At 61.5% G+C, this 25,376-nt stretch carries 23 protein-coding genes; 14 read left to right on the forward strand and 9 right to left on the reverse strand.

Annotated features, from left to right (window positions below; all coding sequences use genetic code 11):
- Nucleotides 1–612 (forward strand): flagellin (locus ACUXUR_RS23245; protein WP_445504728.1); only part of this gene is annotated, 612 nt, incomplete at its 5' end.
- Nucleotides 613–695: 83 nt separating this feature from the next.
- Here the strand turns inward: ACUXUR_RS23245 and ACUXUR_RS23250 are convergent.
- The 8 genes from ACUXUR_RS23250 to xylB (ACUXUR_RS23285) form a co-directional block, all read right to left on the reverse strand.
- Nucleotides 696–1,688: a hypothetical protein gene (locus ACUXUR_RS23250; RefSeq protein WP_445504729.1), complete on the reverse strand. Its 993-nt coding sequence runs from the start codon at nucleotides 1,686–1,688 to the stop codon at nucleotides 696–698.
- Between the two features lie 69 nt (nucleotides 1,689–1,757).
- Nucleotides 1,758–2,174: a hypothetical protein gene (locus ACUXUR_RS23255; protein ID WP_445504730.1), complete on the reverse strand. Its 417-nt coding sequence runs from the start codon at nucleotides 2,172–2,174 to the stop codon at nucleotides 1,758–1,760.
- Nucleotides 2,175–2,413: 239 nt separating this feature from the next.
- Nucleotides 2,414–3,664 carry an AGE family epimerase/isomerase gene (locus ACUXUR_RS23260; RefSeq protein ID WP_445504731.1) on the reverse strand — a complete coding sequence of 417 codons (1,251 nt, stop codon included), beginning with the start codon at nucleotides 3,662–3,664 and terminating at the stop codon, nucleotides 2,414–2,416.
- A gap of 19 nt (nucleotides 3,665–3,683) precedes the next feature.
- Nucleotides 3,684–4,634 carry a carbohydrate kinase family protein gene (locus ACUXUR_RS23265; protein ID WP_445504732.1) on the reverse strand — a complete coding sequence of 317 codons (951 nt, stop codon included), beginning with the start codon at nucleotides 4,632–4,634 and terminating at the stop codon, nucleotides 3,684–3,686.
- A 64-nt stretch (nucleotides 4,635–4,698) separates the two neighbouring features.
- A complete protein-coding gene (locus ACUXUR_RS23270; RefSeq protein ID WP_445504733.1) occupies nucleotides 4,699–5,637 on the reverse strand; it encodes an ABC transporter substrate-binding protein in 939 nt (312 codons plus the stop codon).
- 85 nt (nucleotides 5,638–5,722) lie between these two features.
- The gene (locus tag ACUXUR_RS23275; RefSeq protein WP_445504734.1) at nucleotides 5,723–6,754 is read right to left on the reverse strand and encodes an ABC transporter permease subunit; all 1,032 of its coding nucleotides are present in this window, start codon (nucleotides 6,752–6,754) and stop codon (nucleotides 5,723–5,725) included.
- Nucleotides 6,751–8,280 (reverse strand): sugar ABC transporter ATP-binding protein, encoded by a 1,530-nt coding sequence (locus tag ACUXUR_RS23280; protein WP_445504735.1) that lies wholly within the window; start codon nucleotides 8,278–8,280, stop codon nucleotides 6,751–6,753. Before ACUXUR_RS23280 ends, ACUXUR_RS23275 begins: the two co-directional genes overlap by 4 nt.
- A gap of 255 nt (nucleotides 8,281–8,535) precedes the next feature.
- Nucleotides 8,536–10,020 (reverse strand): xylulokinase, encoded by a 1,485-nt coding sequence (gene xylB, locus ACUXUR_RS23285; protein WP_445504736.1) that lies wholly within the window; start codon nucleotides 10,018–10,020, stop codon nucleotides 8,536–8,538.
- A gap of 181 nt (nucleotides 10,021–10,201) precedes the next feature.
- Between xylB (ACUXUR_RS23285) and ACUXUR_RS23290 the strand changes: the two genes are divergently transcribed.
- The 12 genes from ACUXUR_RS23290 to ACUXUR_RS23345 all read left to right on the forward strand — a co-directional run bounded on the left by ACUXUR_RS23290 (nucleotide 10,202) and on the right by ACUXUR_RS23345 (nucleotide 23,848).
- A complete protein-coding gene (locus ACUXUR_RS23290) occupies nucleotides 10,202–11,875 on the forward strand; it encodes a GMC family oxidoreductase (RefSeq protein ID WP_445504737.1) in 1,674 nt (557 codons plus the stop codon).
- Between the two features lie 150 nt (nucleotides 11,876–12,025).
- On the forward strand, nucleotides 12,026–13,027 hold the full coding sequence (locus tag ACUXUR_RS23295; RefSeq protein WP_445504738.1) for an AraC family transcriptional regulator: 1,002 nt from the start codon (nucleotides 12,026–12,028) through the stop codon (nucleotides 13,025–13,027).
- A 191-nt stretch (nucleotides 13,028–13,218) separates the two neighbouring features.
- Nucleotides 13,219–14,646: an ABC transporter substrate-binding protein gene (locus ACUXUR_RS23300; RefSeq protein WP_445504739.1), complete on the forward strand. Its 1,428-nt coding sequence runs from the start codon at nucleotides 13,219–13,221 to the stop codon at nucleotides 14,644–14,646.
- A 108-nt stretch (nucleotides 14,647–14,754) separates the two neighbouring features.
- Entirely contained in the window at nucleotides 14,755–15,636 is an 882-nt protein-coding gene (locus tag ACUXUR_RS23305; protein WP_445504740.1) for a carbohydrate ABC transporter permease, read from the forward strand.
- Complete coding sequence (locus ACUXUR_RS23310) at nucleotides 15,633–16,487, forward strand: carbohydrate ABC transporter permease (RefSeq protein ID WP_445504741.1); 855 nt, start codon at nucleotides 15,633–15,635, stop codon at nucleotides 16,485–16,487. The genes ACUXUR_RS23305 and ACUXUR_RS23310 overlap by 4 nt, the downstream gene beginning before the upstream one ends.
- A gap of 3 nt (nucleotides 16,488–16,490) precedes the next feature.
- The gene (locus tag ACUXUR_RS23315; RefSeq protein ID WP_445504742.1) at nucleotides 16,491–16,697 is read left to right on the forward strand and encodes a DUF2160 family membrane protein; all 207 of its coding nucleotides are present in this window, start codon (nucleotides 16,491–16,493) and stop codon (nucleotides 16,695–16,697) included.
- A gap of 11 nt (nucleotides 16,698–16,708) precedes the next feature.
- Nucleotides 16,709–17,752 (forward strand): NAD(P)-dependent alcohol dehydrogenase, encoded by a 1,044-nt coding sequence (locus ACUXUR_RS23320; protein WP_445504743.1) that lies wholly within the window; start codon nucleotides 16,709–16,711, stop codon nucleotides 17,750–17,752.
- 12 nt (nucleotides 17,753–17,764) lie between these two features.
- Nucleotides 17,765–18,835 carry an ABC transporter ATP-binding protein gene (locus ACUXUR_RS23325; RefSeq protein WP_445504744.1) on the forward strand — a complete coding sequence of 357 codons (1,071 nt, stop codon included), beginning with the start codon at nucleotides 17,765–17,767 and terminating at the stop codon, nucleotides 18,833–18,835.
- A 72-nt stretch (nucleotides 18,836–18,907) separates the two neighbouring features.
- Nucleotides 18,908–19,633, forward strand: a complete 726-nt coding sequence (locus tag ACUXUR_RS23330) for an SDR family oxidoreductase (RefSeq protein WP_445504745.1) — start codon at nucleotides 18,908–18,910, stop codon at nucleotides 19,631–19,633.
- Nucleotides 19,634–19,684: 51 nt separating this feature from the next.
- The gene (locus ACUXUR_RS23335; protein ID WP_445504746.1) at nucleotides 19,685–21,169 is read left to right on the forward strand and encodes a mannitol dehydrogenase family protein; all 1,485 of its coding nucleotides are present in this window, start codon (nucleotides 19,685–19,687) and stop codon (nucleotides 21,167–21,169) included.
- A 45-nt stretch (nucleotides 21,170–21,214) separates the two neighbouring features.
- Nucleotides 21,215–22,684 (forward strand): xylulokinase, encoded by a 1,470-nt coding sequence (gene xylB / locus ACUXUR_RS23340; RefSeq protein WP_445504747.1) that lies wholly within the window; start codon nucleotides 21,215–21,217, stop codon nucleotides 22,682–22,684.
- Nucleotides 22,685–22,717: 33 nt separating this feature from the next.
- On the forward strand, nucleotides 22,718–23,848 hold the full coding sequence (locus ACUXUR_RS23345; protein WP_445504748.1) for a zinc-binding dehydrogenase: 1,131 nt from the start codon (nucleotides 22,718–22,720) through the stop codon (nucleotides 23,846–23,848).
- 21 nt (nucleotides 23,849–23,869) lie between these two features.
- Here the strand turns inward: ACUXUR_RS23345 and ACUXUR_RS23350 are convergent, their stop codons facing one another.
- Nucleotides 23,870–24,442: a peroxidase-related enzyme gene (locus tag ACUXUR_RS23350; protein ID WP_445504749.1), complete on the reverse strand. Its 573-nt coding sequence runs from the start codon at nucleotides 24,440–24,442 to the stop codon at nucleotides 23,870–23,872.
- Between the two features lie 122 nt (nucleotides 24,443–24,564).
- Here ACUXUR_RS23350 and ACUXUR_RS23355 point away from each other — a divergent pair, with 122 nt between their 5' ends.
- Nucleotides 24,565–25,365, forward strand: a complete 801-nt coding sequence (locus tag ACUXUR_RS23355) for an enoyl-CoA hydratase (RefSeq protein WP_445504750.1) — start codon at nucleotides 24,565–24,567, stop codon at nucleotides 25,363–25,365.
- The last annotated feature ends 11 nt before the right edge of the window (nucleotides 25,366–25,376 follow it).

The following is a 25,376-nucleotide window of genomic DNA, read 5'->3' on the forward strand; positions in this document are numbered from 1 at the left end:
GCCAGCCCGGTGCAGGGCACGGTGACGGCAGTTGCCGCTCCGGACCCGGACGGAGCCGGCGCCGGCACCGCCACTGCAGGTGTGGTGAAGCTGGCCGTTCCCAGCTTCAAGGAAGGGGACAAGATCCAGTTCCGTTCCGGCGACGGCGCGGTCCAGGAATACACCCTCACCGCGACCGATACGGACATGGCGTCGCTGGTGACCAGCCTCACCAGCGATTTCGGTTCGGCGGACCTGACGTTTAGCGCGGGTGCTGGTGCCGATGCCGGCAAGCTGATCCTGACGGGTAATGCGGACGGCTCGAACGCCGTGACCCTGAGCTATGTGCCGGGCACCACTGGCCGGGCTCTGGCCACGATCGACGACGCGATCGCGAAGGTGACCGAGGGTTCGGCGATGCTGGGTGCCAACAAGGCCCTGCTCGAGACCCAGGAGGAGTTCATCAGCGTGCTCTCCGACTCGCTGACCGCCGGCGTCAGCACCTTCGTCGATGCCGACATGAACGAGGCCTCGACCCGCAACCAGGCGCTGCAGACCCAGCAGCAGCTCGGCGTGCAGGCGCTCTCCATGGCCAACCAGAACAGCTCGATGATCCTGCGTCTCTTCCAGTAAGAGCCGCATGACTTAAGCAAACCAGGGCCCCGCCTTATTCAAGGCGGGGCTCTTCTTGTGGTAAAATCTTGACTCTCGCGCCTTCAAGATCCGAACATGCCCTTGATTGTGCGTGCCAAACCACCCAGACCGATCTTCGCCATCCAGATCTCGAATGTGCTCGGATTGCCGGAGTTAGTGGCTTGGCCGCGGCTTTTCAGCCAGGTGCGTCGGCTCGTCGGGAGCTGCGCCATGTCGACATCCTTATAGCCGTGCGGCGGTGCGTAGGGCGCGGCATGTCCCGGATGGCTGACATACTGGGCTTCGCCCGGATCCATTACGAACCCCGGATCACGCTTGCTCGGGGCTTGGGACGCTCTCCGATAGATACGATTTCCATAGAACACGGTGCCCAGATACTGACCGTCGATGCGGACAATGTCGTTGTCGCTCCAGGGGAACCAGCCGATCCAGTTTCCTTTTTTGTCGAACAAGTAACGGTCGGTCTCCGAAAGGCGGAAGGCAATCCATTCGCCCGTTGACGAGAAATAGTATTTTGCCCCTGGCGTGGCTTCCTCGCTTTTCGGGCTACGCGCGGGTTTGACGCGCGGAGCTTCGGGGGCAGGAGCCTCCTGAGCATCCTTACTCTCCACCGGTCCAGTGGGAATGGATGAAAGCGGCGGCCGTTTTCCATCATCCTTGGGATTGAGCGGCAGGAGTGAGTGGGTCGATACCCAGCCGATCTCCCGATGCTCCGGAACGACATAGGCGCGACCGCCTTCGAGTTTTTCGATACGACAGGCAAATGTTCTTTTGTCGCCAGGCGGGCGGTACAGAGCAGTCGCTCCGACGTGCAATTCGTCGTCTTCCGCACCGTTTGACGATGGAGCTTCAAGGGAGCGTTCAGCTGCCGAACCAACCTCCACGGCGCTCTGATTGGCTGCTTTCGAGCGTTCAACGGCGGCAACGACGAGCCGGGCGACTTCGCGGTGGCGGTTGGTGACTGGCTTTGCTTCCGATCTTGCCCGCTCCGGATACCAATTGCCGCCGATATTGGCGAGCACCTCTGCCACGAGTTTGATTTCTTCTTCCGTCAATTCGCATTCCCCCACAGCGAATCAAGTCTATCGCGTCTCTTCCGGAGCCCGGCAGGCTTGTTGTTTGATCTATTGTCCCGATGATCCCGGCTTCGGCAGGGAGAGCGTTTGGGTGGACACCCAGCCTATCTCCCGTTGCGCCGGGACGAGATAGGCGCGACCGTGTTCCATTTTTTCAATCAAGCAGGTGATCGCTCTCTTCTCACCCGGCGGGCGGTAGACGACGGCTGCACCGACGTACAGCTGGTCGTCTCCCGCGAAGTTGAAGGCATTGGCCTCATCGAGATTTTCTGAAGGCGAGCCGTCCATCGATCCGGCATCCCGATCTGCGCCACTGCGTTTCTCAAGTTCGGACAGGATGAGCTGGGCGACGATGCGATGGCGCTTGCTGATCGTTCGAAGTGCGGGACGTGTGCGCTCCGGGTACCAGTTGCTGCCCACCTTCGCGAGCAACTCGGCGACGGCTTCTACTTTGTCTTCGCTCATACCTGTGAGAGCCCTGCTGATGGAAACATCACACGAATTGGGCATCCAATCTATAAGCTCAAGCTGTGTCGAGGCTGACTTCCAGAATTGAGAATTTCAGGACGTGGACAAAGGTCAAATAACGCGTTGAACATCATTGCGTGTTCTGTTGGGCGGAAAGGCGTTGTTGCCGTCAGCCCTGACAGTGGGGCCCAGGCGGAAATGCCCTCCCGGGGCATGCTGGAGGCCGCTTTGTCCTCTTAACCGTTCGCCTGCGAAATTACCCGCGTCAGGCTTCCCGTCGCGGGAAAGAGAGGGATAAGGCAGGCCTGCAGGGCATGATAGAGATCCGGTTTTCCCGTGAACAGAGTGCTCGCCGGCTGCAGGTCTTCGGAGAGTTCCGGATGCCAGCCGCCTCGCTCATGATCGATCAGGTGACGATCCGCAAAACCCCATAGGTGCCGATACCACGCCTCGTGAAACTCGCTGGGACTATGCTCGATGAGAAAGGCCGCCGCGCCGATGGCTTCGGCGCAGGGCCACCAGAGTTTCTGCGGCAGGCGCGGCCGGTCGTCCCAGTCAAGCGCGTAGAAGAAACCGCCCCTGTCGCGGTCCCAGCCGAGCTCAATGGATTGCCGGAATAATTCACGGGCAGCGTCTGGCATCCAGTCATGATGCTTGCCGCCGAGAACCCAGAGCTGAAGCAGAAGCCGTGCCCATTCGAGCCAATGGCCAGGCGTCGTGCCGTAGGGACGAAACACATCGTAGCCGCGGTAATCGCGGTCCAGAGCCCAATCCGCATTGAAGTGCTCAGCCACCCGGTACCCGAGCGATGCGGCATGACGGCCGATGATGAGGCTCGCGATGCGCTCAGCCTTATCGAGATAGGATTTCTCGCCCGTCGCCTCGAAAGCCGCCATCAAGGCTTCCGTCAGATGCATGTTGGAGTTCTGACCGCGATAGGAGCTGATCGGCGACCAGTCCCGTGCGAACTCCTCGGCGACCGCGCCGTGCTGCTCTTCCCAGAAGCGATTTTCGAGAACCTGCGTGATGTCTGCGAGAAGCCGATCGGCGAGCGGATGCCCGACAACTTTCGCACTGGAGGCCGCAAGCAGCACGAAGGCATGCCCGTAGGCCTGCTTCGTATCGTCCTTCGGTCCATCGTTGTCCAGCGACCAGACATATCCTCCCTTCTCGGAATCCCGGTGGTGGTCCCAAAGATAGGTCATGCCGTGATCGACGATCGTCTCGCATCCGGGGCGGCCGAGCAGGACACCGATGGAGAAGCAATGCACCATGCGGGTGGTGTTGTGGATCTGGCGAACGGGATTGCCGCCATTCATGGCGTGTCCCTCGCTGTCGAGATCAAAGAATCCCCCCGCCGGATCGATGCTGCGATACTGGAAGAAATCGAACAGGCTGTTGGCCTGGTCGGCAAGCCACTGGCGGTGGAACGGACGTGTGCGCCAGCTCGCGCCGGTCGCGGGAAGAGGAGGGGAGGGCATCTGCATGATAGTATCTGACCTCTGTTTAAGCGCGCTCTGCCATGAAGCGGGTGACTTCGTCCCATGCCGGCGGATTGGCGCCTCGCCGTGTGCAGACGATAGCCGCCGCTGCCGCCGCGAAATCGAGAGCTGCCGTGACTTGCGTCTCACTGAGTTCGGCAATGCCCTGCGATGTCAGCAAGCCATTCGCATCGAACCAGGAGAGCAGACCGGCATGGAAGGTATCTCCTGCGCCAACGGTGTCGACCACATCCACGCGAGGCGCAGCACGCTCGATGACGGATTCGCCGAAAATGGCCAGCGGACCCGCCGCTCCACGCGTTACGATCACGAGCTTCGGACCACGCTGAAGCCAGGCCCGAGCAGCCGCGACGAGGCTCTGACCCGGATTGAGCAGTTCGATATCCTCGTCGCTGGCCTTGACGATGTTGGCATAGGCAAGAAGCCGCTCGAAACGCTCTCGATAAATTTGCAGGTCGCCGACCACGCGAGGGCGGACATTGGGGTCGAGCGAGATCACGCGCGATCCGGCTTCACGGCGCAGCAGGGTTTCGATGGCGCTGGCGATGGGCTCGACGCCAAGCGCATAGGATGCAGCCGCAATGGCATTGATGTCGGAGGGCAGGTGCGACGGCAGGGCCTCCGGTCTGAGCGCGCGGTCCGCACTGTCCGGGGCGTAAAAGGAATATTGCGGCTGTCCCGAAGCACTGGTTGCAACGACGCTGAGCGTCGTCGGGTTCGGACAGCGCTGCAGATAGGATGCGCTCACGCCCGCCTCCGCGAGCTTGCCCGCCAGAAAGACGCCGAATGCATCTTCCGACAGGGTGGACAGGAAGGCGGCAGGGCGGCCCAGGCGGCCGATGCCGATCGCAACGTTGAAGGGGGATCCGCCCGCCACGGCCTCCGCCGCGAGGCCGGTCTGAGAGGGGCCTCCGATAAACAGGTCGATCAGGGCTTCGCCACAGACCAGGATCATTCTAGCTTCCCCATAGGAAAGCGGCGTCGGAACCTCCGACGCCGCACGATCAAGCACGCAAGGCTCAGGAGCGGGGTGCGGACCAGCCCTGATACTGATTGACGTTGTCGCGCGTGATCAGTTTCGAGGGCATTAACGTCACCGTGTTCTCAGGCTTCTTGCCGTTCATGGCATCGTTGCCCAGTTTGACGGCCAACTGCGCCATCGCATAGGGGTCCTGGCTCGATGAGGCCTGGATCATGGGGCTGCCGGGATCCTTCAACGCAGCCTCGATATCCGGTGCGCCATCGACCGAGGTGATGATGATGTTGCTGCGGTTGAGCTGTTTCGCGGCGAGATTCGTGCCGATGGCCTGAGGATCGTTGATCGCGAAAACCGCGTTGATGTCCGGGAAGCGGGTGAGGTGGCTCTGCATCACCTGAAGACCGCCTTCACGGGAGCCCTTGGCATCCTGATCGTCCGAGAGAACCTTGAGGCCGGTGTTCTTCGCGAACACTTCCTTGCAGCCTTTCACCCGGTCGATGACCGCCGAGACCTGGGGGCCGTTCTGAATGATGACGTTGCCTTTGCCCTGAAGCTTGTCGACGATGTATTGGCAGGCGATCTGTCCGGCCTGGACATTGTCGGTGGTCACCGTCAGATCTGCGCCTTTGGCCGCCGTGTCCACGGCGACGACCATGATGCCGGCGGCCTGCGCCTTCTTGATCGCAGGCTCCAGCGCATTCGGATCGCCCGGATTGAGGAGGATCATATCGACGCCGGCCGCGATGAAGTTGTCGATCTGGGTGAACTGCTTGTTGAGATCGTAATCGTAGCCGACCGCCGTCACCTTGACGTTCGGGTTGATCTTCTTCGCCTCGGCTTCCGCACCGCGGGCGAGCGCCACGAAGAACGGATTGCCCATGGAGCCGAGCGAGATGCCGATGGATTTCAGCTCCTTGGCTTCGGCGGAGCCGGCCATGAGGGCCGCGGCGGCAACGGCCGCGAGAAGAATGCGCTTCATATGTGTTCCTCCACGTCGTTTCGGTCTTTGTTGCGCCGCGTCGGCCCGACCAGCTCCGAACGCGGTATTCCTGCGGCACATATTTTCAAGTGCGCGCGGAGCCTTTCAGGCGATAGCGGTCGAGAGCCACCGCACCGATGATGACGAGACCCTTGATGATGAACTGCCAGATGTCGGAGACGCCGACGAGAATGAGACCGTTCGACAGGACCGCGATGATGAGCGCGCCGATGAGCGTACCCCAGATCGAGCCGATGCCGCCGACGAAGCTCGTGCCGCCGAGGATGACGGCGGCGATGGCGTCGAGTTCGTAGGACTGCCCGAGTTGCAGGCCGTTGGCTGCGTAAAGGCGTGCTGCCGACATCACGCCGCCGAGGCCGCTGGTGAGGCCGGAAATGCAATAGACGAAGAGAAGCACGGCCCAGACCTTGATGCCGGTCAGACGCGCTGCGTCCGGATTGCCGCCGACGGCGTAGATATGAACGCCAAGCACCGTGCGGCGCAGGATGAACCAGGACACCAGCACGACCACGATGGCGATCACCACCAGCCAGGGAATGCCGAAAAGATAGCCGTTGCCGATGAAGGCGAAGGGAAGTTCAGGGTTGAACTGCGTGGTGTCGTTGCCGAGCAGGCGCGCGAAACCGCGCACGGCGGTCAACGAGCCGAGCGTCACGATGAAGGGCGGGAGCCGTCCAAAGGCGATGAGGGCCCCGTTGATGAATCCCAAGGCAAGACCCATCAGCAGAGCGGCCGGGATGCCCAGCATGCCCCAGTCGGGGATCTTCGATCCCAGAACCGCAACCATCGCGGCAGCGGCAAGGATCGAGCCGACCGACAGATCGATGCCGCCGGTGAGAATGACGAAGGTCATGCCGGCCGCAAGCACGGTATTGATCGAGGCTTGCTGCGCCACGATGGAGAGATTCTGGAAGCTCAGGAAACGACCCGACATGAGCTCGAAGACGATGCCGAGAATGATGAGCACCGGCAGCATGCCGATGGCCTGCAGGGTGGATCGCCATGCAAGGCGTCGCTGCAGGCTCCGCGTACCTGAATCGACGACAGCCGCTCCTGAAGTCTGGAGAGATGCGCTGGTCTCGTTAGGAGATGTCATGCGGCGGCTTCCTCTACCCCCGTCGCGATGGCGACGATGTTTTCCTGCGTGATCGGCGGATGACCCGCCCCACCGACCTCACCGGCGATCCTTCCTTCGCGCATCACCAAGACGCGGTCGCAGATACCCACGATTTCCGGAAGTTCGCTGGAGATGACGATGACGCCGACGCCACCGCGCACGAGTTCGTCGATCAGCCGATAGATCTCGGATTTCGCGCCGATGTCGACGCCGCGCGTCGGCTCATCGAGAATGAGCACCCGGGGCTTGGTTTCGAGCAGGCGCGAGAGCAGAACTTTCTGCTGATTGCCGCCGGATAGGCTGCCGACGGGGACTATATCTCCCGCAACACGGATCCCGAGAGCTTTGATGGCAGAAGCTGCCCGTGCCTTGGCCTTTTTGAGATTCAGCACTTTTCCGGCACGTGAATCCCGCCCCAGCACGTTCAGATTGACGTTCTCGCGCACAGTCATGTCAAGGAAGAGGCCAAGGTGCTTCCTGTCCTCGGTCAGATAGACGATGCCAGATTCGATCGCATCCTCGGGGCGATGGATCGCGAGAGGCTTTCCCTGAAGGGTGATCTCGCCGCTGGTTCGGCGGTCGGCTCCGTAAATGAGGCGGGCAAGCTCGGTGCGCCCGGCCCCGACGAGCCCCGCAATTCCGAGCGTCTCGCCCAGATGAAGATCGAAGGAGCACGCGTGTACGCGCTGGCCATCTCCGACATTGCGGACGGAGAAGATCACCGGACCCCTGCTGCCTTTCGCATCATGGTCTTTCTTGTAGAAGGAGGACAGATCGCGGCCAACCATCATGCGGACCAGACGCTCAGCCGAGATCTCATCGCGTTCGAGCGTGCCGACATAGGTTCCATCCCGCAGCACCGAAACGCGGTCAGCGAGTTCATAGACCTCTGCCATGCGGTGGCTGATATAGATGATGGCCATGCCTTCCGCCCGAAGCTGCCGCACGAGCGCGAACAGGGCTTCCGTCTCTCGGGACGAGAGGGACGTGGTCGGCTCGTCCATGATCAGGATGCGGGCATTGGCGATGAGCGCGCGGGCAATCTCCACCAGCTGCCGTTCGGCCATCGACAATTCGCTGACCTTCGTCGAGGGACCGAATGTCACCCCCAGCTTGGCGAGCACGGTGCGGCAGGCATTCTCCATCGAGCCGCGGTCGATCATGGGGCCGCTGCGATGCTCGCGTCCCAGCAGCATGTTCTCGGCAACCGACAGGTTCGGGGCGAGGGAGAGTTCCTGATAGATCGTCGAGATGCCGTGATGGAGGGCGGCGAGGGGAGAGTGGATGTGCACCGGCTTGCCGTCGATGCGGATCTCTCCGCCGCTATCGGCATGATAGGCCCCTGAGAGAATCTTCATCAGGGTCGATTTGCCGGCTCCGTTCTCGCCCATGAGGGCATGGATCTCACCGGGGTAGATCGTGAGCGACACATCGGAGAGGGCTCGCACGCCGGGGAAGGTTTTCGAGATCCCCGACATTTCGAGGATCGGAGATGATCCTGTCATAGATCCTCCCTGGGCAGCATCCCGCCAGTGTGGGCGACGGGAGTTTCATCTGGAAGGAGAGAGGCGTCGGAAGGCCGCTCATGGACAGCAAGGAGCACGCCGTTCCCGGCTGCGCCAGGAGCGGCTGCGGTGGAATATGGGGATGTGACGACAGAGCCCCGGTCCACGGTTCTTTCCTCCCTGACGTCCTCGGCTTGATGATGAGGCGGTTTGTTCGTTCAGGATGAAAAAAGATTAGGGCCGCTCAAATCACTTTCAATCGCCGCCCGTCAGGGCGTGTTTGAACTCCGGCTTGAGGGCACGATAGAGGCGACGGAAGCTCGCGATCTGTGGGCGATAGAGTTCCACGAGGTGAGATTCCGGTTCGATCGTCTCAAGCACTGCAGGCGCTGAGCAGACAGCCTCCGGGGGCTCCCCGGTTGCTGCCAGTCGCGCCAGCCGCGCGGCGCCGAAGGCAGGCCCTTTGTCGCCGCCTTCATAGCGGACAAGGGGGATGTTCAGGACATTGGCGAGAATGCGTGTCCAGAAGACACTGCGGGATCCGCCGCCGATCAGGCCTACGTAAGAGAGTTGCGTGCCTGCGTGCTCGAGGCACGCCTTGGCATCGGCGAAACTGAAGGCGACACCTTCCAGAACGGCCTGGACCAGATCCGCCTGTTGCGTCTCGGGAGAAAGTCCGAAGAAGACGCCGCGCGCATAGGCGTCGTTGTGGGGCGTGCGCTCTCCTGCGAGATAGGGCAGGAAGAGCATGGAGGATGGCTTGCGGTAGACCTCTTCGGTCTGCCGCAGAAGGTCGGCGATATCCGTCTTGAGCAGTCCCGCCGCCCAGGCAAGGCAGCTTGCTCCATTGAGCATCGCCGCCATCTGGAACCAGCGATCGGGAAGAGCATGGCAGAAGGAATGCACCAGGGCCTCGGGTGCGGGGCTGAATGCCCTCGTCGTGACGAAGAGTTGGCCCGACGTCCCGAGCGAGATGAAGGCCGCCCCGTCCTCGATGGCCCCCAGCCCGACCGCGCCCGCCGCCACGTCGCCCCCGCCACCGGCGACGACGATCTCGCCGCTCAAGCCCCATTCCCTCACCAGGTCCGGGCGCAAGCTGCCGGAGGGGTCAGATCCCTCGAGCAATGCGGGCATGTAGGAGCGATCCAGCCCTGTTGCCGCGAGTGCCCCGTCGGACCAGGATCGCGCGGCCTCGTCCAGCCACCAGGTGCCTGCCGCATCCGACATGTCGGTTGCGAGGCGGCCTGTCAGTTTCAGCCGGATGTAATCCTTCGGCAGAAGAATCTTGCGGGCAGTCCGAAAGGTCTCCGGCTCATGCCGCTGAAGCCAGAGGAGCTTCGGAGCCGTGAGGCCGGGCATCGGGAGCACACCCATCGCTCGGGAAAGGTCGGGGTACTTGCTCTGAAGCTCTTCCGCCTCCTGGAGAGAGCGGCCGTCGTTCCAGAGAATGGCCGGACGCAGGGGCTGATCATTGTCACCGAGCAGGACGGCGCCGTGCATCTGTCCCGAAAGTCCGATCCCCTTGATGTCCGAGAAGGCTTCCGGAGCCCGGCGACGCAGGTGCGAGGTGGCGGCCTGGACTGCTTGCCACCATCCTTCGGGATCCTGCTCGGACCAGAGATCGCGTGGGCGGGAGATCGCAAGAGGGATCTCCGCCTCGGCGATGGCAAGCTGGCGCTCATCGACGAGGATCGCCTTGACCGCCGAAGTGCCGATATCGATGCCGAGATAGTGGGACACGCCTGCGCTCCATGAAGGCCGTCAATAATGCTGACCCGGCTTGTCTGCGACCCATACTTTAATTTCGCATTGCGATCAAAAAAGTACAGATCGGGTGCAGTTATGGCTGTAGTCGGCAATAGATCGGCATCGTAGGCTTCCGATCACATCCTTCGTTGAGGGAGAAGGAGGTCGGCACCTCATGGCGGATTCAGGTCTAACACCGAGCTACGATTTCATCATCGCTGGCGGAGGCTCCTCTGGATGCGTGGCGGCCACGCGGCTCGTTCGCGACTTCGGCTATCGCGTGCTTCTGATCGAGCGAGGACGGGCTAAGACGACCTCCATCATGCGCATGCCGGCGGGCTACATGAAATATCTCGCCCGGGATGACTTCCTCGAGATGCACCAGACCGAGCCCCAACAACGTCTCGGCGGACGGGCGCCCATTGTGCCTCAGGCCAAGGTTCTCGGCGGTGGCAGCGCCGTGAACGCGATGGTCTATATGCGCGGTCAGCGGGAGGACTACGACGGATGGGCGGCCTATCTCGGAGAGGGGTCCGGCTGGTCATACGCCGATGTGTTGCCTCACTTCAAAGCGCTGGAGCGGAACACCAAGTTCAACAATGCCTATCATGGTATAGACGGAGACCTGTTGGTCTCCGATCCGGGCAGCCTGTGCGACATGACCGAGGATTACATCCTCGCGGCACAAGGGCTGGGCCATCCCTATAACCCGGACTTCAACGGCGAACGCCAAGCCGGCGTCGGCGTGATGCAGCATACGATGGGCCGTGCGGCCAACGGGCGGATGGTGCGCTGCGACGCCGTATCGGCGTTCCTGTCCCAGGTCATGGCCGATCCGCGCCTGACCGTCGTCACCGACGCCCTGGTGACGAAAATCCTGATCGAGTCCGGTCGCGCCACCGGCGTGGAATACAGCATCAACGGCGATCGGGTGCGCGCCTATGCGGACCGCGAAGTGCTGGTGGCGACCGGAACGTACAACACCGCGAAGCTGCTCATGCTGTCGGGCCTCGGTCCGGCCAACGATCTCAGGGAGCATGGTGTCCGAGTCGCGGCCGACCTCCCTGGGGTGGGGGCCAATCTGCAGGATCATCACGAGGTGCCGCTGATCGCGTCCACCACGCGGCCGAGCGGATATTTCGGTCAGGACAAAGGCTGGCGCATGGTGCGCAACGGCCTGCAGTATATTCTGTTCGGCACCGGGCCGGTCACGACGACCGGGATCGAAGCCTGCCTGTTCTACGATCCGGATGGCGGCGAGCGCCCAACCATTCAACTGTATTGCGCACCCATCGTTTATCTCGACCGGGACGTATCGAGCGCCAAGCCGACCTATGGCGTGACGCTGACCTCATGCCTGCTGCGGCCGAAAGCGCGAGGAAGCGTGCGGCTGCGCTCCTCAAATCCTGCGGACAAGCCTGTCGTCGATGCGAATTTCTTCGGCCATTCAGACGATCTGCGCCTAACGCTGGCCTCGCTCCGACATGCCCGAAAACTGCTGGCGACAAAACCGATCGGTCCGAAGATTGCGCAGGAACTGCTGCCGGGGGCCGATGTCGAAAGCGATGACGCTCTTATCCAGTACTGCGGGAAAACGGTCAAAACCAATTACCACCCTTCCGGTACGGCCCGAATGGGCCCCGATGACGACCCGATGGCCGTGCTCGACAACAGAATGCGGGTTCGCGGCATTGATGCCCTGCGCGTGATAGACTGCTCTGCTATACCGTTCATTCCATCCGCGAATACCAATGCGGCAGCATTGATGCTTGGGCATCGTGCGGCTGAGTTCGTGGCGACCTCGAATAACCAGCTTGCCGAGGATCGACACTACGAAACCTTATCCTAAAACTAAGACTGGCTCCTGAAGCTTGCGACAAGCCGACGTATTCGGCTCAACCGGACAACCGCGGATCCGTCAAAGGAGACGTGGAACGATAACCGCCAAAGAGCGGACATAAGAGGAAACGGCCTGCTGTACCTATGGAGGGCGGCAAGAATGGAACGCAAATCAGTCCCTGTGTACGAGGTTATTGTCTTTCCGCCATCCGCATCGTTCCGATGGAACGTTCATGATTATCCCCACCACCTGGCGAAGTGGCATTACCACGTAGAATATGAGCTCCACCTGATCCAGAATTCTTCCGGCACCATGATGATCGGCGATTATGTCGGTCCCTTCGAGCCCGAGTGCCTTGTCCTGACAGGCCCGAATTTGCCTCACAACTGGTTGAGCGACACCGGCAACCTGACCATTCCAGATCGGGACATGCTGATTCAGTTCAGCCCCGAATGTGCCGACCGCATCTGCACGAATTTTCCCGAGTTCGAGGAGGTGCAGCGGTTTCTGTCGGAGGCCGCATTCGGCCTGTTGTTTTCGGGAGAGACGGCCCGAAAGGGGGCTTCTCTGCTCCGGCAGGTCGGCCGCGCCCAAGGGGCCCAGCGCATGATCCTGTTCCTGGAACTCCTGGCGACCCTGGCCAGGAACCCTTCGGAGCGGAAAACGCTCTCTCACCGCGCTCCCGCCGCAACCATACCGTCGCGCCCGTCAGAGAAGGCGGAGCGCGCCATCAACTACATCCACAACAACTACTTCTCCGATATCCATCTGACGACCGTTGCTCAGCTTTGCGGCATGGAGCCGAGCGCCTTCTCCCGCTTCTTCAAGAAACAGACCGGTCATACCTTTGCAAAATACGTCAACCAGACGCGCATCTATTCGGCCTGTACGCTGCTCGCCCACACGGATCGATCCGTGACCGAGATCTGCTTCGATGTCGGCTTCAACAATATCGCGAATTTCAACCGCCAGTTCGTGAAGTTCTGCGATCAGACTCCGTCTGCGTACCGGCGAACGGCGCGTCGATGCACGACGCCTGCTCCGGCCTCGATCCAGGACAGCATTTTTATGCCCGTCAGATACGGATCCAACGCCTCTCTGGACAAAAAAGTACAGATCCCGATGAACAGAGGCGTGGAAGCCTTGGCTGGCGCTCAATAGATTTTCTGCAGAGGCCGCGCGGGACATGCGTGCGACTTCCGAGAGGCAAATTCAGAAGAACATGTTCTGATTTGCTCGCCTCGCCTGACAAAACAATACGGCTCGCCCCCGAAGGAGGGGCGTCGCATCTTTGATCTCGAGGGTAACGACCGCAGGTCTTCCTTGAGAAGGAGTTCGGGAGGGAAAACGCGATGTATCACTTCAAAAGCCTGATAGCTTCGACACTCACGGCGGCATTGCTCTCAAGCACGCCGGCATTCGCCGATTTCTGGTCGGATGCGGCGAAAGGAATGGAGGGCACGACCATTCGAGGCATCTCCGAGAGCACGCCTCCGTCCAACTATGCCAAGGATGTGCTGGGTCCTGCCTTCACGAAGGCGACCGGCATCAAGGTCGAGTTCGAGGCGACATCCTGGGATCAGATGTACGATAAGGCGATCAAGGACATGGAGGCCAATACCGGCATCTACGACTTCGTCTATATCGAGCAGGACATCATCTACAGCTATCTCGCCCGCAACTTCCTGGTTGATCTCACGCAAGCGCTGAACGAGAACCCCAATCTCAAGTCGCCGACCTTCGATCCGGCGAAGTTCACGAGCTTCATCGACAATTTCAAGAACGACAAGGGCGACCTGTTCGGCGTTCCGATGGAAGCCTTCATCAAGATCTACCTGTACCGTAAGGATCTGTTCGACGATCCCAAGATCAAGGAAGCCTATAAGGCCAAGTACGGAACGGATCTCGCACCGGCCAAGGATCACAAAGAGTATCGTCAGATAGCCCAGTTCTTCACCGAATGGGGCAAGGCGAATGGCCAGGAGCTCTTTGGAACCACCGTTCAGGCCGCCTCCGGTCATCCCGCGTCAGTCTATGAGTTGGTCGAAAGCATCTTCCCAACCTTCGGCATCTATAACTGGGGTATTGACACCAAGACCTATGGCGCTTCGGTGGCCAATGGCGGGCGTATGAACAGTCCTGAGGCCAAGGCCGCTCTGACCTGGTGGATCGGCAATCTTGCTTACGCACCGCCGGAATCGACATCGAGCACTTGGGACGAGGTCGCGGCAACCTTCGCAGCGGGCCGGGCCGCCCAAGGGCTGGTCTATGGCGAGAATGCTGCCTGGATCGCGACTGACGACAAGAAGTCGACGGTGGTCGGCAAGGTCGGTGTGGCGCTTCCGCCTGTGGAGCCTGGCGTCATGGAGCAGGCCGCCTCGGGACAAGGATACATCGGCTACTATGACGGTGGCGCCTTCGGCATCCCGCATTCGTCGAAGAACAAGAAAGCCGCTCTTCTCTGGCTGCAGTATATCGGCCAGGACTCCGTCCAGACGGATTGGGCGCTTGCCGGCTCTCGCATCACGCACAAGGCGACCTACGACGATCCGAAGGTGCAGGCGCAGGACAAGAAGGTCGACGGCTACTACACTTTGATGCGCGAGAAGGGACCGCTCTTCCGCGGCGCTCCTCCTTTCCCGTTCCACAACCAGGTCCGCGAGGCGATCGCTCCCTTCATCTATCAAGCGATCACTGGCGAGCTGAAGCCTGACGAGGCGCTCGACAAGGCCGCCGCGGCAGCCGATGCCGAATTGAAAAACCTCGGCTACCGCAAGTAATGCGCCCTTCCTTTTGGGCTATCAAGGCCACCGTGCTTTTGGTGCGGTGGCCATCAAATCCCAAATTCTCCGGTCGAGTTTGCGTGACCGGATGGTAGGAGCATCAGGATGCGTGCGAATTCGGTGGGATGGCTGTTTCTCGCGCCGACCCTCCTCATTTTGTTCGTCTTCGGGGTCGTTCCGTTCCTCTATGTTCTCGTCATCGGGTTCATGAACTGGAACAGTTTTGCAGCGAATCCCGAAATGCAGTTTGCCTGGGCCGAGAACTTCAGGCGCCTCGTTTTCGATGATCAGTTTCTGTACTCGCTCTGGCTGACGCTCAAGTTCGCCTTCTTCGCGGTCCTCAGCGAGATCGTGCTCGGCTATTTTCTCGCTCAGCTCTTCATGAAGGACTTCCCGGGCAAGGGCTTCTTTCGCACCATCCATACGCTACCGCTCGTGATCGCCCCGATCGCCGTCGGTGCCACTTGGCGCCTTCTGACGGTGCCCGGCCTCGGGCCGTTGCCCTTTTACCTGAACCGGTGGTTCGGGTATGAGTTCAACATCAGCCGGTATATCGACCAGGCCTTCTTCACGACGGTCGTCATGGACGTGTGGCATTGGACTCCGCTCGTCACGCTGACGCTGCTCGCTGCGCTGTCGTCCCTGCCGAAGGAGCCTTTCGAGCAGGCCCAGATCGACGGCGCGAACCGTTTTCAGATCTTCTGGCATATCACCCTGCCGCTGCTGAAGCCGGCCATCCTCGCGACCGTGTTCATTCGCATGATGGATGCGCTGCGCACCGTCGACGAGGTCTGGATGCTGACCGGCGGCGGGCCGGGCGCTGCCACGCGGTATATCGGGCTTCACATCTGGCGTGTCGTCTTTCCGAAGACCGACTACGGCTATGGATCGGCGATGTCGCTGATTACACTCTATCTCACGATCGTCATGTGCTGGATGCTCTATGCGGGTCTGGTGGCACGGCGCGATTTGAAGAGGGCGGAATGATGCGCCGGTTACGCAAGAGAGCTTCTGCATCGCTCGTGTCCATTCTGTTCTGGACGCTGTCGAGCCTCATCACGCTGGTCCCGATCTACTGGATGTTTGCAGTCTCCGCAAAGAGCCGCGTTCAGCTGTTCGGAAGCCCGAGCTTCGTCATTTCGAGCTTCTTCACGGAGAACTACACGGGCACACTGGCAGATCAGGCCTTCCAGCGGTATATGTTCAATTCCGTGGTGGTCGCCACGGCGAACGCATTGCTCGTCGCCACCCTGGCCCTGCTCGCAACCTATGCTCTGTCCCGGTACAAGCTGCCGGGTAAGGAGAATATCTTCTTCTGGACCATCACGAACCGCATGGCGCCTCCGGCGGTGTTCCTTCTCCCGCTGTTTCTCCTCTATACTCAGGTCTTTGTCGTGGCTGACGTGAAGCTGTTCGACACGAAGATCGGCCTGATCTTTCTGTACTGCGTCTTCAATCTCCCCTTCGCAATCTGGACCTTGAGAGGGGTGATCGACGGAATTCCGAAAGAACTCGACGAAGCCGCCTTCGTGGACGGAGCCAATACGTGGCAGGTCTTGACGAAGGTCATTCTGCCTCTGGCGAAGCCGGGTCTCGCGGTGACCGGAATTCTCACCTGGGTTTTCGCGTGGAACGAGTACCTGTTCGCGGCAACGCTGACCAGCGTGCATGCGCGCACCATCACGACGGGCCTTGCCGAGTTTGTGACCGTCACCGGCACGAACTGGGGAAGAATGGCAGCGACTGCGATGCTGACCCTTGTGCCGGCTCTTCTCGTGCTTGGTTTCGCGCAGCGTCACATCGTGGCCGGTCTCACCTTCGGCGCCGTCAAGGAGTGATGCATGAGTGACGACATCGACACACCTGTTGTGGAGCGCCGTGGCTTCCTTCCGATTGAGACGAATGCCTTTGATCGGGTCTTCATCGCGGTTCTCCTGTTCGTTGCCTTGCACCTGTTCTGGATGCGCTTCCTCGAGGCCGATCTTCCCCTCATGGTGGCGACGGTTCTGTCGCTGATCCTCGGGGTCATCATTGTCATGCGCGGGTAGGAGGACTTTCGATGAAAGCGCTCGTTCTTGAGGAAAAGGGAAAGCTCGCCCTTCGTGATCACGTCGTCGAGGAGGAGCTGGGGCCGCGCGATGTCCGTATCCAGCTGAAGGTCGTGGGCGTCTGCGGCAGCGACGTCCACTACTACACGCATGGCGCCATCGGTCCGTTCGTCGTTCGGGAGCCGATGGTCCTCGGCCATGAGGCGGCGGGTGTCATCACCGAAGTCGGATCCGCTGTCCGCGAGTTCAAGGTGGGCGATCGTGTCTGCATGGAGCCCGGAATTCCTGATCCGGCGAGCCGTGCAACGAGGCTTGGCCTCTACAATCTCGATCCTGCAGTCAGGTTCTGGGCGACGCCACCGATCCACGGCGTTCTCAGGCCCAGTGTCGTCCATCCTGCCGATTTTACCTTCAAGCTGCCGGACAACGTGTCTTTCGAGGCAGCCGCCATGGTCGAGCCCTTGGCCGTTGGGGTGCATGCCGCGATCAAGGCTCGGGTCAAGCCCGGTGACATCGCTGTCGTCGTCGGAGCGGGGCCGATCGGCCTAGTCACGGTTCTCGCGGCGCTCGCTGCCGGCTGCGCCCGTGTCATCGTCAGCGATGTCGATGATGACAAACTGGCCATTGCCGCGAAACTGGGGCCTGTCACCCCGGTCAATGTGCGCAACCGCGATCTCGCGGAGGCGGCACGCGCGGAAACGGACGGGTGGGGGGCCGATATCGTCTTCGAGTGCTCCGGCAACGAGAAGGCCGCGGCCGATGTCTTCGATCCGCTCTGTCCGGGCGGCTGCGTCGTCTATGTCGGCATTCCGCTGGAGCCCATCGCTTATGACGTGGCCAAGGCCCAGGTGAAGGAAGCCCGTGTCGAGCACGTGTTCCGTTACGCGCATGTCTTCCCGCGCTGCATCGCCATGCTATCATCGGGTTCTATCGACGTGAGCCCCCTGATTACCCGCACCTTTCCCTTCTCCAAGAGCATCGAGGCCTTCGAGTACGCGGCCTCGGCCCCTAAGGGGGAGGTGAAAATCCAGATCGATATGCAAGATCAAGCCTGACGAGGATAGAACATGGCGCCAGTCTCCATCAGCAATGTCAGGAAGCGTTATGGATCTGCCGAGGTGATCCACGGCGTTTCCGTGGATATCAACGACGGCGAGTTCGTCATTCTCGTCGGCCCTTCGGGCTGCGGGAAATCAACTCTGCTGCGCATGGTCGCCGGTTTGGAAGAGATTTCCTCCGGTGATGTCCGGATCGGCGGAAGGGTCGTGAACGACAAGCCGCCGAAGGACCGGGATATCGCGATGGTGTTCCAGAACTACGCGCTCTATCCTCATATGACCGTCTACGACAACATGGGCTTCTCCCTCAGGCTGAAAGGGCGGCCTGCGTCGGAGATCGATACGAAGGTCAAGCGTGCGGCGGCCATTCTCGATCTTGAGAAGCTGCTCGACCGGTATCCGCGCCAGCTTTCAGGTGGGCAGCGCCAACGCGTCGCCATGGGCCGCGCCATCGTGCGCGATCCGCAGGTCTTCCTCTTCGACGAACCGCTCTCCAACCTCGATGCCAAGCTGCGCGTGCAGATGCGTGTGGAGATCAAGGAGCTGCACCAGCGGCTGAAGACCACCACGATCTATGTCACGCACGACCAGATCGAGGCCATGACCATGGCCGACAAGATCGTCGTGATGCACGATGGCGTAGTGGAGCAGATCGGCGCGCCGCTGGAGCTCTACGATCGGCCCAGGAATCTGTTCGTGGCAGGCTTCATCGGCTCTCCGGCGATGAACTTCATCGACGGGCAGGTCTCGGTCGTCAATGGCCAGCCGATTGTGAAGACGCATGACGGCATTTCTCTTCCGGTCTCTATTGCTCCGGCACAGCTCAAGGATGGGCAAAGGATTGTCTATGGCATCCGCCCGGAGCACATCACCTTGGGCGGAGGCGGGCACGCCGCAAACGTTTCGGTGATCGAACCGACAGGGTCGGAGACGCAGGCCTTCATGAAGCTCGGCACGAACCCGCTGGTCGGCGTCTTCCGGGAACGCTTCTCGGTGCATCCGGGCGAGCGCCTCGATATCCGGCTCGATCCCGAGAAGGCGCATCTCTTCGACAAGGACACCGGGCAGAGATTGGCCTGAGACTGCGAGCCTCATGACGGGCTCCATTGTCGTCGCGGATGGCGGATTGACGTGCTGGTGAGGAACGGATCCATGGAATTCGAAGGCAAGAGCGTTCTCGTGACGGGAGCTGGCAAGGGCATCGGCCGGGCAACGGCCAAACTCCTGGCCGAGCGCGGGGCCAAAGTCGTTGCGATGACCCGGACGAAGGAGGATCTGGATAGCCTGGAGAGCGAGATCGGCTGCCGGTCCATCGTCGTCGATCTCGCTGATGCAGCGGCGACGCGAGAGGCGGCGCGAGCCGCTTTGCCGGTCGACTATCTGGTGAACTGCGCCGGAACGACGGCGCTCGATCCTTTCCTCGACGTGACGACGGAGACATTCGACTGGATCTATGCGGTCAATACCCGTGCCCCCATGATCGTGGCCCAGGAATACGCGCGGGATCGGATCGCGCGCGGGCTGCCTGGGTCGATCGTGAATGTCTCGTCGATTTCATCCTTCATCGGATTTGCCGATCATGCCGCCTATTGCGCCTCCAAGGGTGCCCTCGATGCCCTGACGCGCGTGATGGCGAACGAGCTCGGACGCCATCAGATCAGGGTGAATGCCATCAACCCGACGGTCACGCTCACGCCGATGGCGACGAAAGCCTGGAGCGATCCCGACAAGGCAGGACGCATGCTCTCGCGCATTCCGCTCGGGCGGTTTGCCGATCCTGACGATGTCGCGGAGGTCATTCTCTACCTGCTGAGCGATCGCGCTGCGATGCTGAACGGTCTTGCAATGCCGGTCGATGGCGGCTTCATGATCAACTGATCCCAGCCCTGCTTGCCGGTATCGGGCTGTTAAACAATAGGTTCAGGTCAGATGACTCAATCGCTCTCCCTTGCCCAACTCGCATCGCTTCCCGAGGCGGTTGCCCGACCGCGCTATGCGCGGGAGGCGTTGCGTCCAGGCATTCTCCACATCGGTGTCGGGAACTTTCATCGCGCCCATCAGGCGGTCTATCTGGACGACCTGTTCAACAAAGGCAGGGACCTGGACTGGGCGATCATCGGCGCAGGCGTACGCGCGGGCGATGCCGCGATGCGACGTGCTCTCGAACCGCAGGATTGGCTCACCACCGTGGTCGAGTTGGAGCCGGGAGCCAACCGTGCCCGCGTCACCGGTTCCATGATCGGTTTCGTGCCCGTCGGAGAGGATAGCGGGGCCATCGTCGATGCGCTCGACGATCCATTCATCAGGATCGTGTCGCTGACCGTCACCGAGGGCGGCTATTGTATCGATCCGGCGACTGGAGCCTTCAATCCGGACCATCCGGAGATCCGCTACGACGCCTCGCATATCGATTCACCGAAAGGTGTGTTCGGCGTGTTGCTCGCTGCCCTGAAGCGGCGCCGCGAGCGGAAGATGACTCCCTTTACGATCATGTCGTGCGACAACATCCCCCACAATGGCCGAGTGACCATGGATGCGGTCGCGGGCCTTGCCGATCTGATCGATCCTTCGCTTGCGGCTTTCGTGCGCGAAGAGGTGGCGTTCCCCAACAGCATGGTCGATCGCATCACCCCGGCCACGACCGACCGGGAGCGCGCCATTCTCGAGGAGCGGTTCGGCATCAGGGACAACTGGCCCGTCTTCTGCGAGCCTTTCCGGCAATGGGTGCTCGAAGATCATTTCCCCACGGGGCGGCCGGCGCTGGAGGAGGTGGGGGTGACCTTCACGCCTCATGTTGCGGCGTTCGAGCTGATGAAGCTGCGCATTCTCAACGGCGGACACGCGGCCATCGCCTATCCCGCGGGCTTGCTCGGAATCCACTTCGTCCATGATGCCATGGCGGATTCTCTCGTGCGCGGGTTCCTCGACAAGCTGGAGACGGAAGAGATCATTCCCCATGTGCCGCCGGTGCCCGGCGTCGATCTGTCCGAATACTACCATCTCATCGCCAGCCGCTTCGCCAATCCCGATGTCGGCGACACGATTCCCCGCCTGGCGCAGGACGGATCGAACCGGCAGCCGAAATTCATCCTGCCCTCGACCCGTGAACGGCTGAAGGCCGGAGCCGACGTGACGGGGCTTGCCCTCGAATCGGCTCTCTGGTGCCGCTACTGCGCGGCGACCACCGATGCGGGTGAGCCGATTGCACTCAACGACCCGAACGCCGAACGCCTGACGCCTGCCGCTCTCGGGGCCAGGGACGATCCGAGGGCTTTCCTTGCCTTACGCGATATCTTTGGCGATCTCGCCGAGGCGCCGCAGTTCCGCTCACGGTTCGAGACCGCGCTCAATTCTCTCTGGCGGGATGGCACGCCCGTCACGCTGCAGCGCTACCTGGGTGGCAATCTCGCCTAATGCGAGCATCTAAAACCGAGGGTGATCTGACGGAGATCGTCGCCGATGTATATGGGAATCGATTTAGGCACCTCCAGCGTCAAGGTCATCCTCATCGATGAGGCGGGCACGCTTGTCGACGAAGCGGCGGTACCGCTCACATTGGCGCGGCCACGACCGCTCTGGTCGGAGCAGGATCCTGAACGATGGTGGGATGCGACACAGGCCGCCGTCGGAACCCTGAAAAGTCGCCGATCCCTCGATGCCGTGGCGGGCATTGGCCTGTCGGGACAGATGCACGGCGCTGTTCTGCTCGATTCCAGCGATCAGGTTCTTCGTCCCGCCATTCTGTGGAACGACGGGCGCGCCGGAGCGGAGTGCCGGGAACTCGAGCAGCGTGAGCCGGCAAGCCGGGAGATCACCGGCAATCTGGCGATGCCCGGCTTCACCGCGCCGAAGCTCATCTGGGTTGCGAAGAACGAACCGGACATCTTCGCGCGCACGGCGCGGGTGCTGCTTCCGAAAGACTGGATTCGCCTGAAGCTGACGGGCGAGGCGGTCAGCGACATGTCCGACGCTGCCGGCACTCTCTGGCTCGATGTCGGCAAGCGGCAATGGTCGCCTGCGATGCTCGAAGCGACGGGGCTCGGTGAGAGGCATATGCCGCGTCTCGTCGAGGGCACCGAAGTGTCGGGCGTTCTCTCTGCGGAAGCGGCTGCGGCGCTCGGCCTGCGTCCCGGTATTCCGGTCGCGGGAGGCGGCGGCGACAACGCAGCGGGAGCCGCAGGCATTGGTGTCGTCCATCCTGAAATGGGCTTCGTGTCGCTCGGCACATCAGGTGTGATCTTCGTTGCCGATGCGACCTTGAAGAAGGATCCGGAGCGGGCGGTTCATGCGTTCTGTCACTGCTTTCCGGGCATGTGGCACCGGATGGCGGTGATCCTGTCTGCGGCCGCCACCTTGTCATTCGCAGCCCGTCTTGCAGGCGCCGCTGATGAAGCGTCGCTTCTCGCCGAGACGGAAGCGGCAGGTCTTCCGGCCCAAAGCCGCCTCGTCTTTCTGCCCTATCTCAGCGGCGAACGGACGCCTCACAACGACCCGACAGCCGCGGGCGTCATCTTCGGACTCGATGGAACGACGACGCGGGCGGATCTGGGCCGGGCAGCCCTTGAAGGGGTGGCTTTTGCTTTGGCCGATGGATTGGACGCTCTGCAAGGCCGTGGCGGGACGATCGGCGGTCTTTCCGTCATCGGCGGAGGGGCGCGTTCGAAACTGTGGGGACGGATTCTGGCAGCCGCCCTTCAGCGGCCTCTCACCTATCATCGGGGAGGCGAGGTGGGGCCGGCCTTGGGCGCAGCCCGGTTGGCCATGATCGCTGCCGCTGGTGCGAGCCTCGACGAGGCCTGTCCTCCGCCGCCGGTTTCCCATGTCATCGAACCGGAAGCTGCATTGGTGGAGTTGCTCGAGCCTCGACGTGCCTTGTATCGCCGGTTGTACTCCGACCTGAAATCGACCTTTGCGGCTTCAGTGTCGTGAACAACGGTCCTACGGAAGACAGGAGACGCGAAGATGGCATTGAATGAAGAGGACACCCCAGTCGGATTGCGGGAGCCATCCAACAGGAAGATGACGGCCATCGTCTGCCATGGACCCGAGGATTACCGTGTCCAGCAGGTAGACCGGCCGGTGCCCGAAGAACGGGAGATGGTCCTTCGCATTGCGGCCTGCGGCATCTGTGCGAGCGATTGCAAATGCTGGTCGGGCGCGAAAATGTTCTGGGGCGGAGACAATCCCTATGTGAAGCCGCCGGTGATCCCTGGGCATGAATTCTATGGCGTGGTCGATGAGCTGGGTGCGGGAGCTGCGGAGCACTTTGGAGTTGCCGCCGGCGACCGCGTGATCGCGGAACAGATCGTTCCTTGCGATCAATGCCGGTTCTGCCGCTCCGGGCAGTATTGGATGTGCGAGGTCCACAACATCTTCGGCTTCCAGCGCGTGGTGGCCGATGGCGGGATGGCGGAGTACATGCGCATTCCACGCACCGCGCGCGTGCACAAGATCGACGAGGGGATCTCGGCGAACGATGCCGCGATCATCGAGCCTCTGGCCTGCGCCATTCACACGGTCAATCGCGGCGATATCCAGCTCGACGACGTGGTGGTGATTGCAGGCGCCGGGCCGATCGGTCTCATGATGGTTCAGGTGGCGAAGCTCAAGACGCCGAAACTGCTCATCGCCGTCGACATGGTCGAGGAGCGGCTGCAGCTCGCGAAATCCTTCGGTGCGGATGTCGTCATCAATCCTCGCGAGCAGGATGCATTGGCTGTCGTGCGGGCTCTGACCGATGGATATGGGTGCGACGTCTATATCGAGGCGACGGGGTCACCGAGCGGCGTCGAGCAGGGCCTCAATCTCATCCGAAAGCTCGGTCGCTTCGTCGAGTTCTCGGTCTTCGGAGCGCCGACGACGGTCGATTGGTCGATCATCGGCGACCGCAAGGAGCTCGACATCCGTGGCGCTCATCTTGCGCCTTACTGCTATCCGATTGCCATCAATCTGCTGTCGCGGGGACTGGTGACGTCAAAAGGCATCGTCACTCACAGCTACCGCCTCGAGGAATGGGATACGGCCATCGCGGTCGCGAACTCTCTGGACAGCATCAAGGTGCTCATGGATGCATCAAGCCAAGAGAAAGGATGAGGGTGAGAGGGGCGCGACCGCTCAAGTCCTGCCCATCATGTAGAACTCTTCGTTCGGGCGCATGTTGGTGACATTGGCGAGGCGGTTCGACATACCGAAGAAGGCGGCGATGGCAGCGATGTCCCAGGCGTCGTCCTCGCTGAAGCCGTGGGCGCTCAAAGTCTCAAGGTCGGCATCGCCTACCGCATAGGCCTCGAAAGCCACCTTCATGGCGAAATCGAGCATGGCTTTCTGGCGGTCCGTGATGTCGGCCTTCCGGTAATTGATCGCGACCTGATCCGCGATCAGCGGATCTTTCGCCCGAATGCGCAGGATCGCCCCATGCGCGACGACGCAGTACTGGCACTGGTTGGCGTTGCTCGTCGCCACCACGATCATCTCACGCTCGGCCTTGGTGAGGTTCCCCGGCTTGTCCATGAGAGCGTCGTGATAGGCGAAGAAGGCGCGAAACTCGTCGGGACGCCATGCAAGAACAAGGAAGACGTTCGGAACGAAGCCCGACTTTTCCTGTACGGCCAGGATGCGTGCCCGGATATCCTCCGGCAGATCGGCGATCTCCGGCGTCGGGAAGCGGCTGATTGGCGCCTTGCTCATGGGGCTCCCTTTCTGTGATGTCGCTGCGGCGTGGCATCGACCGATGCGACTTGTTTGACCTCAGCTTATTCGGCTTGGCTCAGGCGGACAACGTGCTTAAATTCGGATCAGGAGAGACAATCATGAGCGCGCAGCAGACTATCCCCGAAGAGCCCATTCTGATCCGCGACGACCAGGAAGGGGTCGCGACCCTGATGCTGAACCGGCCCGGCCAGTACAATGCGCTGTCGGAGGAGATGCTGCAGGCGCTGCAGCAAAGCCTGGACGCACTTGCCGCCGATGAGGATGTGCGCTGCGTGGTGATTGCTGCCGCGGGCAAGGCCTTCTGCGCGGGACACGACCTCAAGCAGATGCGCTCCAATCCGCGCCAGGAATACTACGAGGATCTGTTCCAGCGGTGCGGCCGCGTCATGCAGAGCATCGTGAACCTGCCGGTTCCGGTGATCGCCCGTGTGCATGGCATGGCAACGGCTGCGGGGTGCCAGCTGGTCGCGTCCTGCGATCTCGCCGTTGTGGCCGAGAGTGCCACCTTCGCCGTCTCCGGCATCAATGTCGGCCTTTTCTGCTCCACGCCGGCGGTGGCTCTTTCGCGCAATGTCGCGCCCAAGCAGGCCTTCGAGATGCTCGTGACGGGGCGCTTCATTTCGGCCGCCGAGGCGCTGTCCTACGGCTTGATCAACCGCGTTGCGCCGGATTCCGAACTCGACGCGGCCGTGGCAGAGCTGACATCCGCGATCTGCTCCAAGAGCCCTGTCGCAATCCGCACCGGAAAGGCCATGTTCGGCCGCCAGCGCAGCATGAGCCTGGAGGAGGCCTATTCTTTTGCAGGCCAGGTGATGGCCTGCAACATGATGGCCGAGGATGCCGCGGAAGGCATCGATGCCTTCATCGAAAAACGTAAGCCTGTGTGGAAGGGGCGCTGATCGCGTCCCTT

It is taken from the genome of Microvirga medicaginis (assembly GCF_052658925.1).